This window comes from Stutzerimonas sp. FeSN7, from assembly GCF_030263795.1.
GTDB classification, from domain to species: domain Bacteria; phylum Pseudomonadota; class Gammaproteobacteria; order Pseudomonadales; family Pseudomonadaceae; genus Stutzerimonas; species Stutzerimonas stutzeri.
This window is the reverse complement of record NZ_JARPMN010000001.1, coordinates 2,497,005-2,510,236: the sequence shown is the minus strand read 5'-3', so window position 1 is coordinate 2,510,236 and position 13,232 is coordinate 2,497,005. Positions and strand designations below refer to the sequence as shown.

The 13,232-nt window shown below is 64.6% G+C and carries 12 protein-coding genes and 1 other annotated feature; of the genes, 10 read left to right on the top strand and 2 right to left on the bottom strand.

Annotated elements, in window-relative coordinates; all coding sequences use genetic code 11:
- From P5703_RS11760 to P5703_RS11715, 10 genes are all read left to right on the top strand, one after another.
- On the top strand, positions 1 to 798 hold the full coding sequence (locus P5703_RS11760) for an acyl-CoA thioesterase (protein WP_285587017.1): 798 nt from the start codon (positions 1 to 3) through the stop codon (positions 796 to 798).
- A gap of 238 nt (positions 799 to 1,036) precedes the next feature.
- Positions 1,037 to 1,492 carry a hypothetical protein gene (locus P5703_RS11755; protein ID WP_013982622.1) on the top strand — a complete coding sequence of 152 codons (456 nt, stop codon included), beginning with the start codon at positions 1,037 to 1,039 and terminating at the stop codon, positions 1,490 to 1,492.
- A 60-nt stretch (positions 1,493 to 1,552) separates the two neighbouring features.
- Positions 1,553 to 1,990: a YqaA family protein gene (locus P5703_RS11750; RefSeq protein ID WP_011913057.1), complete on the top strand. Its 438-nt coding sequence runs from the start codon at positions 1,553 to 1,555 to the stop codon at positions 1,988 to 1,990.
- A gap of 67 nt (positions 1,991 to 2,057) precedes the next feature.
- A complete protein-coding gene (locus P5703_RS11745) occupies positions 2,058 to 3,116 on the top strand; it encodes an AraC family transcriptional regulator (RefSeq protein WP_045158202.1) in 1,059 nt (352 codons plus the stop codon).
- A gap of 186 nt (positions 3,117 to 3,302) precedes the next feature.
- Entirely contained in the window at positions 3,303 to 4,070 is a 768-nt protein-coding gene (locus tag P5703_RS11740; RefSeq protein WP_285587011.1) for an SDR family NAD(P)-dependent oxidoreductase, read from the top strand.
- A gap of 11 nt (positions 4,071 to 4,081) precedes the next feature.
- On the top strand, positions 4,082 to 5,266 hold the full coding sequence (locus P5703_RS11735) for an acetyl-CoA C-acyltransferase (protein WP_285587008.1): 1,185 nt from the start codon (positions 4,082 to 4,084) through the stop codon (positions 5,264 to 5,266).
- 10 nt (positions 5,267 to 5,276) lie between these two features.
- A complete protein-coding gene (locus P5703_RS11730; protein WP_125882176.1) occupies positions 5,277 to 6,416 on the top strand; it encodes an acyl-CoA dehydrogenase in 1,140 nt (379 codons plus the stop codon).
- 127 nt (positions 6,417 to 6,543) lie between these two features.
- On the top strand, positions 6,544 to 8,163 hold the full coding sequence (locus P5703_RS11725) for a long-chain fatty acid--CoA ligase (RefSeq protein WP_017244968.1): 1,620 nt from the start codon (positions 6,544 to 6,546) through the stop codon (positions 8,161 to 8,163).
- Between the two features lie 74 nt (positions 8,164 to 8,237).
- Positions 8,238 to 9,320: a CaiB/BaiF CoA transferase family protein gene (locus P5703_RS11720; RefSeq protein WP_020306199.1), complete on the top strand. Its 1,083-nt coding sequence runs from the start codon at positions 8,238 to 8,240 to the stop codon at positions 9,318 to 9,320.
- 325 nt (positions 9,321 to 9,645) lie between these two features.
- Positions 9,646 to 9,864 (top strand): hypothetical protein, encoded by a 219-nt coding sequence (locus tag P5703_RS11715; RefSeq protein WP_014596553.1) that lies wholly within the window; start codon positions 9,646 to 9,648, stop codon positions 9,862 to 9,864.
- A gap of 274 nt (positions 9,865 to 10,138) precedes the next feature.
- Here the strand turns inward: P5703_RS11715 and P5703_RS11710 are convergent.
- Both P5703_RS11710 and P5703_RS11705 read right to left on the bottom strand, forming a co-directional pair.
- A protein-coding gene (locus P5703_RS11710) for an IS3-like element ISPst4 family transposase (RefSeq protein WP_085987735.1) occupies positions 10,139 to 11,361 on the bottom strand; the annotation gives its coding sequence in 2 pieces (ribosomal slippage) (positions 10,139 to 11,076 and positions 11,076 to 11,361; 1,224 coding nt in all).
- Positions 10,967 to 11,083 (bottom strand) — a sequence feature (AL1L pseudoknot). Its footprint overlaps the gene before it by 117 nt.
- Positions 11,362 to 12,048: 687 nt before the next feature.
- Positions 12,049 to 13,200, bottom strand: a complete 1,152-nt coding sequence (locus P5703_RS11705) for an acyl-CoA dehydrogenase family protein (RefSeq protein WP_049325650.1) — start codon at positions 13,198 to 13,200, stop codon at positions 12,049 to 12,051.
- Positions 13,201 to 13,232 lie beyond the last annotated feature (32 nt).

Here is a 13,232-nt window from a genome sequence, read left to right as displayed (position 1 = left end):
ATGGAGCTTTGCGAGCTGCTGCAAGCGGTACGTGACAATCCCGAAAGCGTGGTCGTGCCGGCCAGCTGGGGGCAGGGGCGTGCGGGTTTCGGCGGCCTGGTCGCAGCGCTGGTATTCGAGAACATGCGCGCCAAGGTGCCTGAAGGACGCCCGCTGCGCTCGCTGGCGATCACCTTCGTTGGTCCGCTGGCGGTGGACAAGCCAGCCAGGTACGAGGCCGAAGTGCTGCGCGAAGGCAAGGCGGTGAGCCAGATGCTGGGCCGGGTGGTGCAGGATGGCCAGGTGGTCACCATCGTTCAGGGCAGTTTTGGCGCGCCGCGCAGTTCGATGATCGATGTGCCGGCCGAGCCCGGTCCGTCAATGCCGCCAGTGGAAGCCTGCCAGGAGCTGCCCTACGTACCGGGCGTGACGCCGGAGTTCACCCGCTACCTGGCGATGCGCTGGGGTGTCGGTGGCCTGCCGTTCAGCGGCAACAGCTCCCGCCAGATGGGCGGCTGGGTTCGTCAGCGTGGCGACGTTCCGCGCGAACCGATGACCGAGGCGCACCTGCTGGCGCTGGTGGACGCCTGGCCGCCCGCCGTGCTGCCGCATCTCAAGAGCTTCGCGCCGGGCAGTTCGCTGACCTGGACCATCGAGTTCATCCAGCCGATGCCCGTGCTCGACAGCCATGAATGGTGCATGTACCGCGCCGAGGTCGAGCATGCCCGCGACGGCTACGGACATTGCGCTGCGGCACTGTGGTCGCCATCTGGCGAGCTGATCGCGCTGAGCAGACAGACCGTGACGGTGTTCGGCTGAGGCCGGGCGTCGCGCCGACCTGACGTAGTCCTCTGGATGGTCTGAGCGCTCGGCACACTGCCTCGCTCGTGCCGACCCGCTCAGCAATGATCTGTAGCAAGGTTGCGCGCCATGGCGGGTCGCGCGCAGGCAGGCTGAGCTAGTCTCTTAACCAAAGAGCCTGAGCCGTGGACAGACTCGAGCGACAGCAGGCGGATCGGCGCCGTGCTGTTTGCCGCCACACAGGGGAGATTTGGCGATGAAGATCGAGCGATTCGAAGACCTGATCGACTGGACACGCGACACCCATGCCATGCTGGCCCGCTGCATGGCACGTTGTTCCGACAAGCACGACGAGACCCGCGCCAAGTGGCTGCTGGTCTACATCGCCGATCACGAGCGAGCGCTGGCCGAAACGGTCGACAAGATCGAGAAGCACGCCGATCCGAAAGCACTGCACACCTGGATCTATGATTACCTGACGCGCAATCCGGTACTGCGCAACCAGGCCTGCAAGGCCTACGACACCATGAGCGTGGAGGAGATATCGCTGGATATCTTCACCATCCACAACCAGGTCATCGACCTCTACCGTTCCCTGGCGCGTCGGGCCGAGATCGACGGTGCGCGCAACCTGGCCGAGGACCTGCTGCATCTCGAGGAACACGAGACGATGCGCCTGGCGCGCCAGGTCAGCCGCATTCACGAGATGTAAGCGCAGACGCGTTTCGAGCATACTGCCGCACCACTCAGAGACTGCTTCACGGGACGGTGGATGTTCGAGCTTTCCGGCTATCTCGGCCTGTTCCTGGCAGCCTTCGGCGCTGCGACCCTGCTGCCCATGCAGTCCGAAGCCGTGCTGGCCGGGCTGCTGCTGACCGAACGCTATGCAGCATGGGAGCTGGTGGCGCTGGCGAGTCTGGGCAACGTGCTGGGCTCGCTGGTGAACTGGCTGCTGGGCCGTTATGTCGAGCACTTTCGTCACAAGCGCTGGTTCCCGGTCAACGAACGTCAGCTGGCGAGGGCGCAAGCCAGCTATCACCGCTACGGCCGCTGGACCCTGCTGCTCAGTTGGGTGCCGATCATCGGCGATCCGCTGACGCTGGTGGCCGGGGTGATGCGCGAGCCGCTGTGGAGCTTCCTGCTGATCGTCAGCCTGGCCAAGACCGGTCGTTATCTGATGGTAATGGCGCTCACGCTCGGCTGGATGTGAGGCGAGGGCTGACAGACGCGGCGGCCTGGCCGATCATGGCGGGCATCGATGGAGGAACCCGAGCCGCATGATCACCGAGGCGCAATTGAAGACTGACAAGGCGGTCACCGCTAGCCGCGACAGTATCAGCGTGCGGCTTGTGGTCGAGGCGCTGCGCGGCTTCCTGCAACCGGGGCTGACCGCCGAGCAGCTGCTGGAACAGATCGGTCTCGAACCCGGCTGCCTGCGAAACCCCGATGGGCGCATGGACGTGCGCGACTACTCGCAACTCTGGCTGCGTCTGGCACGGCGGTTCGATGACGAGTTCTTCGGCATGGACCCGCGACGCCTGCGCTCGGGCAGCTTCGTCTTTCTCAGCCGCAGTTGCATGCAGCAGCCGACGCTGGAGAAGGCTCTGGTGCATGCGCTGGAATTTCTCGGCCTGGGTCTGGAAAACCTGCGCGGCAAGCTGATCCGTAGCCAGAGTCTTGCCGAAGTGGTGTTGCGCGAGCGCAACGCCGAGCCGGCCCGGGCGTTCTGCTACTTCACCTACTGGATGCTGCTGCACGGGCTGGCCTGCTGGCTCGTGGGACGGCGCATTCCCTTGCTGGCGGTGGAGCTGCGCTGCGCCGAGCCGGAGTACACCGACGACTACCGGGTCATGTTCTCCGACAACCTGCGCTTCGCGCGTCCCTCGACGCGCATCATCTTCGCTGCCGAGGTGCTCGATCTGCCGATCCGTCGCAGCGAGGCGGAACTGCGCAGTTTCCTTGCCGAGGCGCCTGCCAACATTCTGGTACGCTACCGGGACCATTCCAGCCTGGCCAGTCGCATCAAGCAGCACCTGCGAAGCCTCCCCGCCGAGCGCTGGCCGGACAGCGAGACACTGGCGCAGGCACTGTGCATGTCGGCCTCGACGCTGCGTCGCCGTCTGGCAGAAGCGGGGCAGCCTTACCAGGCCATCAAGGACGGCCTGCGTCAGGAAATGGCCACCGAGTGGCTGGCCGACGCCAGCGTCAGCTATGGCGAGATTGCCGAGCGACTGGGGTTTGCCGACGTCAGCTCGTTCTACAAGGCCTTTCGCAAGTGGACGGGTATCAATCCGGGCCACTACCGCAACCTCATTCTCGCGCCGGCTCGAGGCTGAGCGCGGAGCTGCTGGGCTCCACCCCCAGCGCTTTTGCCCACGCTCTATGGGCAGACCTGTAATCGCTTTTTGCCATTGGCCAAAACGGTCAGGCAGGTTGAATAGATCGACCATTGCCGCCCGCCCGTCGCTGTCCAAAGATGATCCCGGCTTCGAACCCCATAACAACAAGCACGGGAGAACGCCATGCGGATTCAGGACAACGTATTCCTTATCACCGGCGGCGCGTCCGGCCTCGGCGCCGCAGCGGCGCAGGCGCTGGTCGAGGCCGGCGGCAAGGTGGTTCTGGTCGATCTCGACGAGACGGCCGCACAGGCCACTGCCGACGCACTGGGCGCGAACGCGTTCAGTGTGGTCGCCGACATCCGCGACGAGACGGCCGCCCGCCATGCCGTCAGCGCTGCTCGCGAACGCTTCGGTGCGCTGCACGGATTGGTCAACTGCGCCGGCGTCGCCGGCGGCGAAAAGGTCCTCGGCCGCAACGGGCCGCACAGTCTGGACAGCTTCAGCCGCATCGTCGGCATCAACCTGATCGGCAGCTTCAACATGCTGCGCCTGTCCGCCGAGGCGATGGCCGAGAACGCGCCGGACGAAGGCGGCGAGCGCGGCGCGATCATCAATACGGCGTCGATCGCCGCCTTCGACGGGCAGATCGGCCAGACCGCCTATGCCGCGTCCAAGGGCGGTGTGGTCAGCCTGACATTGCCGGCCGCCCGCGAGCTGGCGCGCTTCGGCATCCGGGTAATGACCATCGCCCCCGGCGTATTCGAGACGCCGATGATGGCCGGCATGACCCAGGAAATCCGCGACTCGCTGGCTGCCGGCGTGCCATTCCCGCCACGTCTGGGGCATCCGGCCGAATACGCCGCGCTGGTGCGGCACATCTTCGAGAACAGCATGCTCAACGGCGAGGTGATCCGCCTCGACGGTGCCTTGCGCATGGCCGCCAAATGAAGGAAGCAGAGATGAAAGATGATCCGATCGTAATCGTCAGCAGCGCACGCACGCCCATGGGCGGCTTTCAGGGCGACCTGCAGGGCATGACCGCCTGGCAACTCGGCGCTGCCGCCATCCGCGCCACGGTGGAACGCAGCGGGCTGCCGGCCGAGAACGTGCAGGACGTGCTGATGGGCTGTGTGCTACCTGCCGGCCAGGGGCAGGCACCGGCACGGCAGGCGGCATTGAGCGCCGGACTGACCCGCGCCACTACCTGCACCACCGTGAACAAGATGTGCGGCTCGGGCATGCAGACGGTGATCATGGCCCACGATCAGCTGCTCGCCGGCAGCGCCGATATCGTTGTCGCTGGCGGCATGGAAAGCATGAGCAACGCGCCGTACCTGCTCGACCGCGCCCGCGGCGGCTACCGTATGGGCCACGGCCGGGTGCTCGACCACATGTTTCTCGATGGCTTGGAGGATTCGTTCGACAAAGGCCGGCTGATGGGCACTTTCGCCGAGGAATGCGCCGACACCTTCGGCTTCAGCCGCGAGGAGCAGGATGGCTACGCGCTGGAATCGTTGCGCCGCGCCCAGTCGGCCATAGCCGAGGGGCGTTTCGCCGAGGAGATCGTCACGCTGGAGGTCACCCAGGGCAAACAGCAGCGGCAGATTCGTGACGACGAGCAGCCGCCCAAGGCGATGCCGGAGAAGATTCCCAGCCTCAAACCGGCCTTCCGCGAGGGCGGCACGGTGACCGCGGCCAATTCCAGTTCGATCTCCGACGGCGCCGCCGCGCTGCTGCTGATGCGCCGCTCCGAGGCCGAGCGCTGGGGTCTGCAGCCGCAGGCGGTGATCCACGGTCACGCGGCCTATGCCGATGCACCGAACCTGTTCACCACGGCGCCAATCGGGGCGATCCACAAGCTGATGGAGCGCACCGGTTGGGCCGTCGAGGAGGTCGATCTGTTCGAGATCAACGAGGCCTTCGCCGTGGTTGCCATGGCCGCCATGCGCGAGCTGGGCCTGGACCACGCCAAGGTCAACGTCAACGGTGGCGCCTGTGCGCTCGGGCATCCCATCGGTGCTTCGGGCGCGCGAATCCTGGTGACGCTGCTTTCGGCTTTGCGCGCCCGTGGCCTGCGCCGCGGCGTGGCGGCGATCTGCATCGGCGGCGGCGAAGCCACCGCCATGGCCGTCGAACTGGTCTGAGGAGGCGCCCATGTTGCCCAATGAGGATCAATGCGCGATCGCCGAGATGGCCCGGCAGTTCGCCCGGGAGCGCTTGAAGCCCTTCGCCGAACAGTGGAGCCGCGAGCACCGTTACCCGGCCGAGGCGATCGGCGAGATGGCTGCGCTCGGTTTCTTCGGCATGCTGGTGCCGGAGCAGTGGGGCGGCAGCGACACCGGCTACCTGGCCTATGCCATGGCGCTGGAGGAGATCGCCGCCGGTGACGGCGCCTGCTCGACCATCATGAGCGTGCACAACTCGGTGGGTTGCGTGCCCATCCTGCGTTTCGGCAACGACCAGCAGAAGCGCGATTTCCTTGCCCCGCTGGCGCGCGGCGAGCAGATCGGTGCCTTTGCCCTCACCGAACCTCAGGCCGGCTCCGATGCCAGCAGCCTGCGCACCCGCGCCCGGCGCGACGGCGATCACTACGTGCTCAATGGTGCCAAGCAGTTCATCACGTCGGGCAAGCATGCAGGCACGGTGATCGTTTTCGCCGTCACCGATCCGGACGCCGGCAAGCGCGGTATCAGTGCCTTTATTGTGCCGACCGACAGCCCGGGTTATCAGGTGGTACGGGTCGAGGACAAGCTCGGCCAGCACGCCTCGGACACCTGCCAGATCGCCTTCGAGGATCTGCGCGTGCCGGTGGCCAACCGGCTGGGCGAGGAGGGCGAGGGCTACCGCATCGCCCTGGCCAACCTGGAGGGCGGCCGCATCGGCATCGCCGCCCAGGCGGTGGGCATGGCCCGCGCCGCCTTCGAAGCGGCGCGCGACTACGCCAGGGAGCGTGAAACCTTCGGCAAGCCGATCGTCGAGCACCAGGCGGTGGCCTTCCGCCTGGCCGACATGGCCACGCAGATCGCTGTGGCACGGCAGATGGTCCATCACGCTGCGGCGCTGCGCGAGGCCGGACGGCCGGCATTGGTGGAGGCCTCGATGGCCAAGCTGTTCGCCTCGGAGATGGCGGAAAGGGTCTGCTCGGCAGCGATCCAGACCCTTGGTGGCTACGGCTACCTGTCCGACTTCCCGGTGGAGCGCATCTACCGCGACGTACGGGTTTGCCAGATCTACGAAGGCACCAGCGACATCCAGCGCCTGGTCATCTCCCGCAACCTCGGAGGATCTGACTGAGCACCGCTGCGCCGCCCGCGTGCGTGAGGCGGCCAAACGAAGAACCATGCCGGTAGAACGCCGTTTCCTCGACCGGCACGTCGACAATAAAAACAAGATAGAGGTAGGAAACATGCAACCAGGTTTGATGCAGAACGCCCCCCTGCTGATCAGCGGCATCCTCACCCACGCCGCCCGTGCCCATGGCGACCGCGAAATCGTCTCGCGGCTGGTCGATGAACCCCTCTGGCGGTACGACTATGCCGGCCTTGCGAACCGCGCCGCGCAGGCTGCCAGTATGCTGCGTGCGCTGGGCATCGGCCCCGGCGACTGCGTGTCGTCGCTGGCCTGGAACACCCATCGTCATTACGAACTGTTCTTCGCCGTACCCGGCATCGGCGCGGTGCTGCACACCGCCAATCCGCGGCTGTCGGATGAGCAGATCGTGTACACCATCAACCATGCCGGCAGCCAGGTGCTGCTGTTCGACAGCAGCTTCGCCGCCTGCGTCGCCCGTCTGCGGCCGCGGCTGAGCAATATCCGGCATTTCATCGAACTGGCCGCGCAGCCTTCGTCCGGCCTCGAAGGGGTGATGGGCTACGAGCAGCTGATCGCCGTCGAACAGCCGCTCGCCTGGCCGCAGTTCGACGAGAACGCTGGTGCGGTGCTCTGCTACACCTCCGGCACCACCGGCGACCCCAAGGGCGTGCTCTACAGCCACCGCTCGGTGGTGCTGCACGCCATGGCGGCGGGGCTTTCCGGTGCGTTCGGACTGTCCGCCTTCGACTGCATCATGCCCTGTTCGTCGCTCTATCACGGCACCGCCTGGGGCCTGCCGTTCGCTGCGGCGATCAATGGCTGCAAGTTCGTCCTGCCGTGCGACAAGATGGACGGCGCCAGCCTGCAGGAGCTGATCAAGAGCGAGGGCGTTACCCTGTCCGGCGGCGTGCCGACCATCTGGACCATGTACCTCGCGCATCTGGAGCGCAGCGGCGAGGATTCGGGCAGCCTGGCACGGCTGGTGATCGGCGGTTCCGCCGTACCGCGGGCCATGGCCGAGACGTTCCAGACCAAGTATGGCGTGGCGGTCTGCCAGCTGTGGGGCATGACCGAGACCAGCCCCCTGGGCGTGGTGGCGACGCCGACGCCCAAGCTGGCCGAACGCGGCCAGCAGGCCACCAACGACACCATCTGGTCGCGCCAGGGGCGGTTGCAGTTCGGCATCGAGCTGAAGGTAGTGGACGAGCAGGGCAACGAGCTGCCCTGTGATGGTGTCAGCTCCGGCAGCCTCAAGGTGCGCGGGCCGTGGACGGTGGAACGTTACTACCGCAGCGAGAAAAGCGCGCTGGATGCCGAAGGATGGTTCGACACCGGGGACATCGCCACGCTGGACGCCGATGGCTTCATGCGCATCACCGATCGCAGCAAGGATGTGATCAAGTCCGGTGGCGAATGGGTCAGCTCCATCGATATCGAGAACGTGGCCGCGGCCTGCCCGGGCGTGAAGGTGGCGGCAGTGGTAGGGGTGTTCCACCCGAAATGGGAGGAGCGCCCGCTACTGGTGGTCGAGCCGCACAGCGATGCCGAGATCACGGTGGAGCAAATCCTCGCCCACCTGGAGCCGAACATCGTCAAGTGGTGGATGCCTGACGCGGTGATCTTCGACGCGGTGCCGCTCACCGCCACCGGCAAGATCGACAAGAAGGTCCTGCGCGAGCGTTATCGCAATCATCTGGTCGAGAACCAGCCCAGCGTCGTCAACCAGTAACGCCTGTTACCGGACGCGCTCCGCGCTTCGGCGCGGGGCGCGTCCGCGCGCGTGTGCATCGAGGAGATCGACCCATGAACGAACATGACGACACCCGTAGCGGACCGCTGTGCGGGCTGCGCGTGCTGGAATTCGCCGGCATCGGCCCCGGTCCGCATTGCGCCATGCTGTTGGCCGACATGGGCGCCGAGGTGCTGCGTATCGAGCGCGAAGGTGGCAATGGCTGGCCGAACCCGGTGGTCGATCGCGGGCGCAAGACGCTGACCCTCGACATCCGCAGCGTGGCGGGGCGAGAGCGCAGCCTGGCGCTGGCCGCGGACGCCGACGTGCTGATCGAAGGCTTCCGCCCCGGGGTGATGGAACGGCTGGGGTTGGGGCCGGACGAGCTGCTGGAACGCAATCCGCGGCTGATCTACGGGCGCATGACCGGCTGGGGGCAGAGCGGCCCGCTGGCGAAGGCCGCCGGGCACGATATCAACTACATCGCGCTGACCGGCGCGTTGGCGGCGATCCGTGGCGAAAGCGGGCCGGCCATCCCTCCGTTGAATCTAGTCGGTGATTTCGGTGGTGGCTCGCTCTACCTAGCCGTCGGCATTCTCGCTGCCTTGTGGGAGCGCGAGCGCTCAGGGCAGGGGCAGGTGATCGATGCGGCCATCGTCGACGGGGTGTCGTCGCTGATGACGTTCTTCGCCGGCTTGCTGCCGAGTGGGCGGATCGACCTGCAGCGTGATCGCAATCCGCTGGCTGGGGCGGCGCCGAACTATCGCTGCTACCGCTGCGCGGACGGCCGCGAAATCGCCATCGGCCCGCTGGAACCGCAGTTCTGGGGCGAGCTGCTGGAGCGCATGGACGCACCGGAAGCGCTGTGGGCGGGCTGTGCCGATCCGGCCGAGTGGCCTGCGCAGGGCGAGTTGCTGGAGCGGCTGTTCGCGACCCGCACCCAAGCCGAGTGGTGTGCCTTGCTGGAGGGCAGCGACGCCTGTTTCGCGCCCGTGCTGGAACTGGCCGATGCGCCGCAGCATCCCCATCTGCGCCAGCGCGGGGTCTATCAGGAACTCGACGGGATGATGCAGGCGGCGCCGGCGCCGCGGTTTTCGCGCACACCGGGCAAGGCGCGGCGAACGCTGCGGTGCAGTACGAACGAAGGGTGGGACTGAGCGCGCGGCGGGGTGAAATGGCGAAGAAGCCTGTGGGCTTTTTTCAATAAAAGCCTCGCTGGGGCCGTTCATGGTGCTGCCCGGGCGCCCTGCTTATCAGCATGGCTTTTATTGGACAAACAGTCAGGAAATGGATTCCAGAATATCTGCGACTTATGTTCGAACAGCCGCCAAAGTTATTGAACGGTATCGACGAAAGTATGGGGTAATCCCTGTAAAGCCCGCCCTAGACGTGCCGCACGTCGGTTTTGGTTGCAGGCTTTTAACGGCGGACTAATATGAAAACGGAGGCTGCTTATTACAAGAAAAACGGGGAGTCAAACGTATGAATAACAATGCCGAACAACAAGTAGTTGCACTTGAACTGTGTCGTTTCCTGGCCCATTGCGTCGCTGCGATCGTTGTCGTGGGGATGCTTTTCGTGGGTCTGATCGGATCCTGGCACGCTGCCCTCAGTGTTGGCGTCGTTCCACTGCTGGCCATTCTGGCCTGCGATTACATGGCAAGACGCAAGGAAACTGCTGTGCAAACAGCGGACGCCTGATACGCCCAGGCGCTAACCAGCCGAAGAACCTACCTATGCCCATCGAGCGATCGACACCCTGACGGTGACCACTGTCGGGGTGTCCTGCGTTGAGCGCCCGATGCGGAGCTGCAGCTGTTACTGGAAACCTGTCCGAAGGTGTTACTCCTTTCGTACGGCGTAACGGTCTCCTGGAGTGGGCGGTAACGAAAGGGCTGGCGCGGCAGCCTCCCGTGACAGGTGAAGAAGGCTAACTTGAATCGCCCCGGGTTTTGTGGAGGCCGTTTCGTTTAAGTCAGGCCGCCATGGCCTGACCTGCTTGTTGCTGGTGGAAGTTTGCCTCAGCCTCCGCAGGCGGGATATATCCGATTGAGCTCAGCAGGCGTTGGTGGTTGTACCAGTGCACCCATTTCAAAGTCGCCATTTCGACGGCTTCGCGGCTCTTCCATGACTGACGGTAAATCAGCTCGGCCTTGTACAACCCGTTGATGGTTTCGGCCAAGGCGTTGTCGTAGCTGTCTCCCTTGCTGCCAACCGAAGGCTCAATGCCGGCCTCTGCCAGCCGTTCGGTATAGCGGATCGAGACGTACTGGCTTCCACGGTCGCTGTGATGGATCAGACCACCGGTACGGTGTGGCTGGCGGGCGTACAGGGCCTGCTCCAGGGCATCCAGTACGAAGTCTGTCTTCATGCTGGTACTGACTCGCCAGCCGACGATCCGCCGTGCAAAGACGTCGATCACGAACGCCACGTACAGCCAGCCCTGCCAGGTCGATACATAGGTGAAGTCCGACACCCACAACTGGTTCGGGCGGTCGGCATGGAACTGGCGTTGGACACGATCCAGCGGGCAAAGGGCCTTGTCGCCGGCCACCGTTGTCTGCACGATCTGGCCACGTCTAATGCCCTGCAATCCGGCCCGACGCATTAACCGCTCCACCGTGCATCTGGCGACCTCGATGCCTTCTCGCCGCAGCTGCTTCCAGACCTTCACCGCGCCATAGCACTGCATATTGGCATCCCACACTCGCTGGATTTCCAGGGTCAATGCGTCATCGCGCTGAGCACGACAACAGCGCAGTGCCGGGTTGCGCTGTTGAGCCACGTGCCTGCGGTAACCGGACGGGGCGATCTGCAACACGCGGCAGATCGACTCGACCCCGAGACGGTCACGATGCTGATCGACAAACGCCCTCAGGACTTGGTGCGGCGGTCGAGCTCCGCCTGGGCAAAATACGCACTGGCCAGGCGCAATATCTCGTTTGCCTTACGCAGTTCGCGGTTTTCGCGCTCTAGGGCTCTGATGCGCTCGCGCTCTTCACTGGTCTGACCGGGGCGCTGCCCCGCATCGGTCTGCTGGCGACGAATCCAGCCATGCAGGGTTTGCGCGGCACAGCCAATCTTCGGAGCGATGGCCTCAATGGCTGCCCACTCGGACGGATAGTCGTTCAGGTGTTCCAGAACCATGCGCACAGCACGCTCACGGACTTCAGGGGAGTAGGTAGTAGTCTTTCTCATGGCCTCATCTTCTCAAGAGTTGAGGCCTCCACGAAACCCGGGGTGATTCAAACTCATTGAAAATAAAGGAATCTCAAAAGCTGGCACGGCGAATGCTTTCTAATGGGCACAACAAGAACAAGAAAGCACACCCAATAACAAGAACAACACGTAGCGACTCCGACACAATAAAAACAAGCAGGTGGGAGACGTAGCAAACTGATTCTTTTGGAGAGGAATTGCCCGACAGGTTCCTGTCGACCGGACCGAGAACAATAAAACTGCCTTGAGGCAGCTCCAGAACCGGTTGAACCCGCGAGGGCAGTGGCAACTTCAGCGACCAAAATAATCCGTTTGTTCTTTCTGTCCCGAATGGGACTGCTATGCGGACGATGGTCCGATCGGGCTGCGAACAAAAACAACAAGCCCGTCAGCAGAAGAAGAACAAAGCAACACGCCCTGAAGGGGAGCCTAGCGGCTCCCCTTTTTATTTGGCTGTGGTTATGGGCTTCGAGCGGGTGGTGGGCTGAAGCCCAGCCTGCAGACCATCGGGCAGTCAGGTGGAGCGGGGACGTCACATCCCGTGAGGTATTTACCCTAGGGTGGGCGTTGGCCCGCCAATGAAAGCTGAAAATTCACCCCAGGCTGCCCGGATTTGCCATCAGGCAGCACTGCGGCATCGGCGGCGCCTTTTCCAAGGGTTCATCGCTAAAGCGGATAGTTCGCCAGCTCCCGCGCGATCAGCAGGCGCTGGATTTCGCTGGAACCCTCGTAGATCTGCGTGATACGCGCATCGCGGTAGTAGCGCTCCACCGGGTAGTCCTCGAGATAGCCGTAGCCACCGTGGATCTGCACTGCCTGCGAACAGACCTTCTCCGCCATTTCCGAGGCGAACAGCTTGGCCTGGGAGGCTTCGGACAGGCACGGCAGGCCGGCGCTCTTCAGCCGCGCGGCATGCAGAATCAGCAGACGCGCCGCATTCAGTTGGGTCTGCATGTCGGCAAGCATGTTGGCGATGCTCTGGTGCTCGGCAATCGGTTTGCCGAACTGCACGCGCTCGCGGGCGTAGAGCAGAGCGGCCTCGAAGGCCGCACGGGCGATGCCCAGCGCTTGCGCTCCGATGCCGATGCGTCCGCCTTCGAGGTTCGACAGCGCAATCGCCAGGCCCTTGCCACGCTCGCCAAGCAGGTTGGCCTGCGGGATTCGGCAGTCGCTGAGCGAGACCGCGCAGGTGTCCGAGGCACGGATGCCCATCTTGTGTTCGCTGCGCTCCACCGCAAAACCAGGGGTGTCGGTGGGCACCAGATACGCGGAAAGACCCTTCTTGCCGAGGTCCGGATCAGTCACCGCGAAAACGATGGCCAGCTTCGCCCGCTTGGCATTGCTGCAGAACTGCTTGCTGCCGTTGAGCACCCACTGGCCATCCACCAGTTCGGCGCGTGTGCGTAGGTTGTGCGCCTCCGAGCCGGCCTGCGGTTCGGTGAGGGCGAAGCAGCCGATGGCGCGACCGCTGGCCAGTTCAGCCAGCCACTCGTCCTTCTGCGCCTGCGAGCCGTAATTCAACACCGGGCCGCAGCCCACCGAATTGTGGATGCTCATCAGCGCGCCGGTGGCGCCGTCGCCGGCGGAGATTTCTTCCACGGCCAGGGCGTAGGCCACGTAGTCGATATAGCTGCCGCCCCATTCTTCCGGGACGACCATGCCGAGCAGGCCAAGCTCGCCCATTTGGGCGACCAGAGCGTCGTCGATCCAGCCGGCCTTTTCCCAGGCCTGTGCATGGGGGGCGATCTCGCGGCGGGCGAAGTCGCGCGCCATGTCGCGGATCATGCGTTGGTCTTCGCTGAGTTCGAGGTCATGCATTGCGCGGTCTCTTCTTGTTGTTGTGCTGCAAA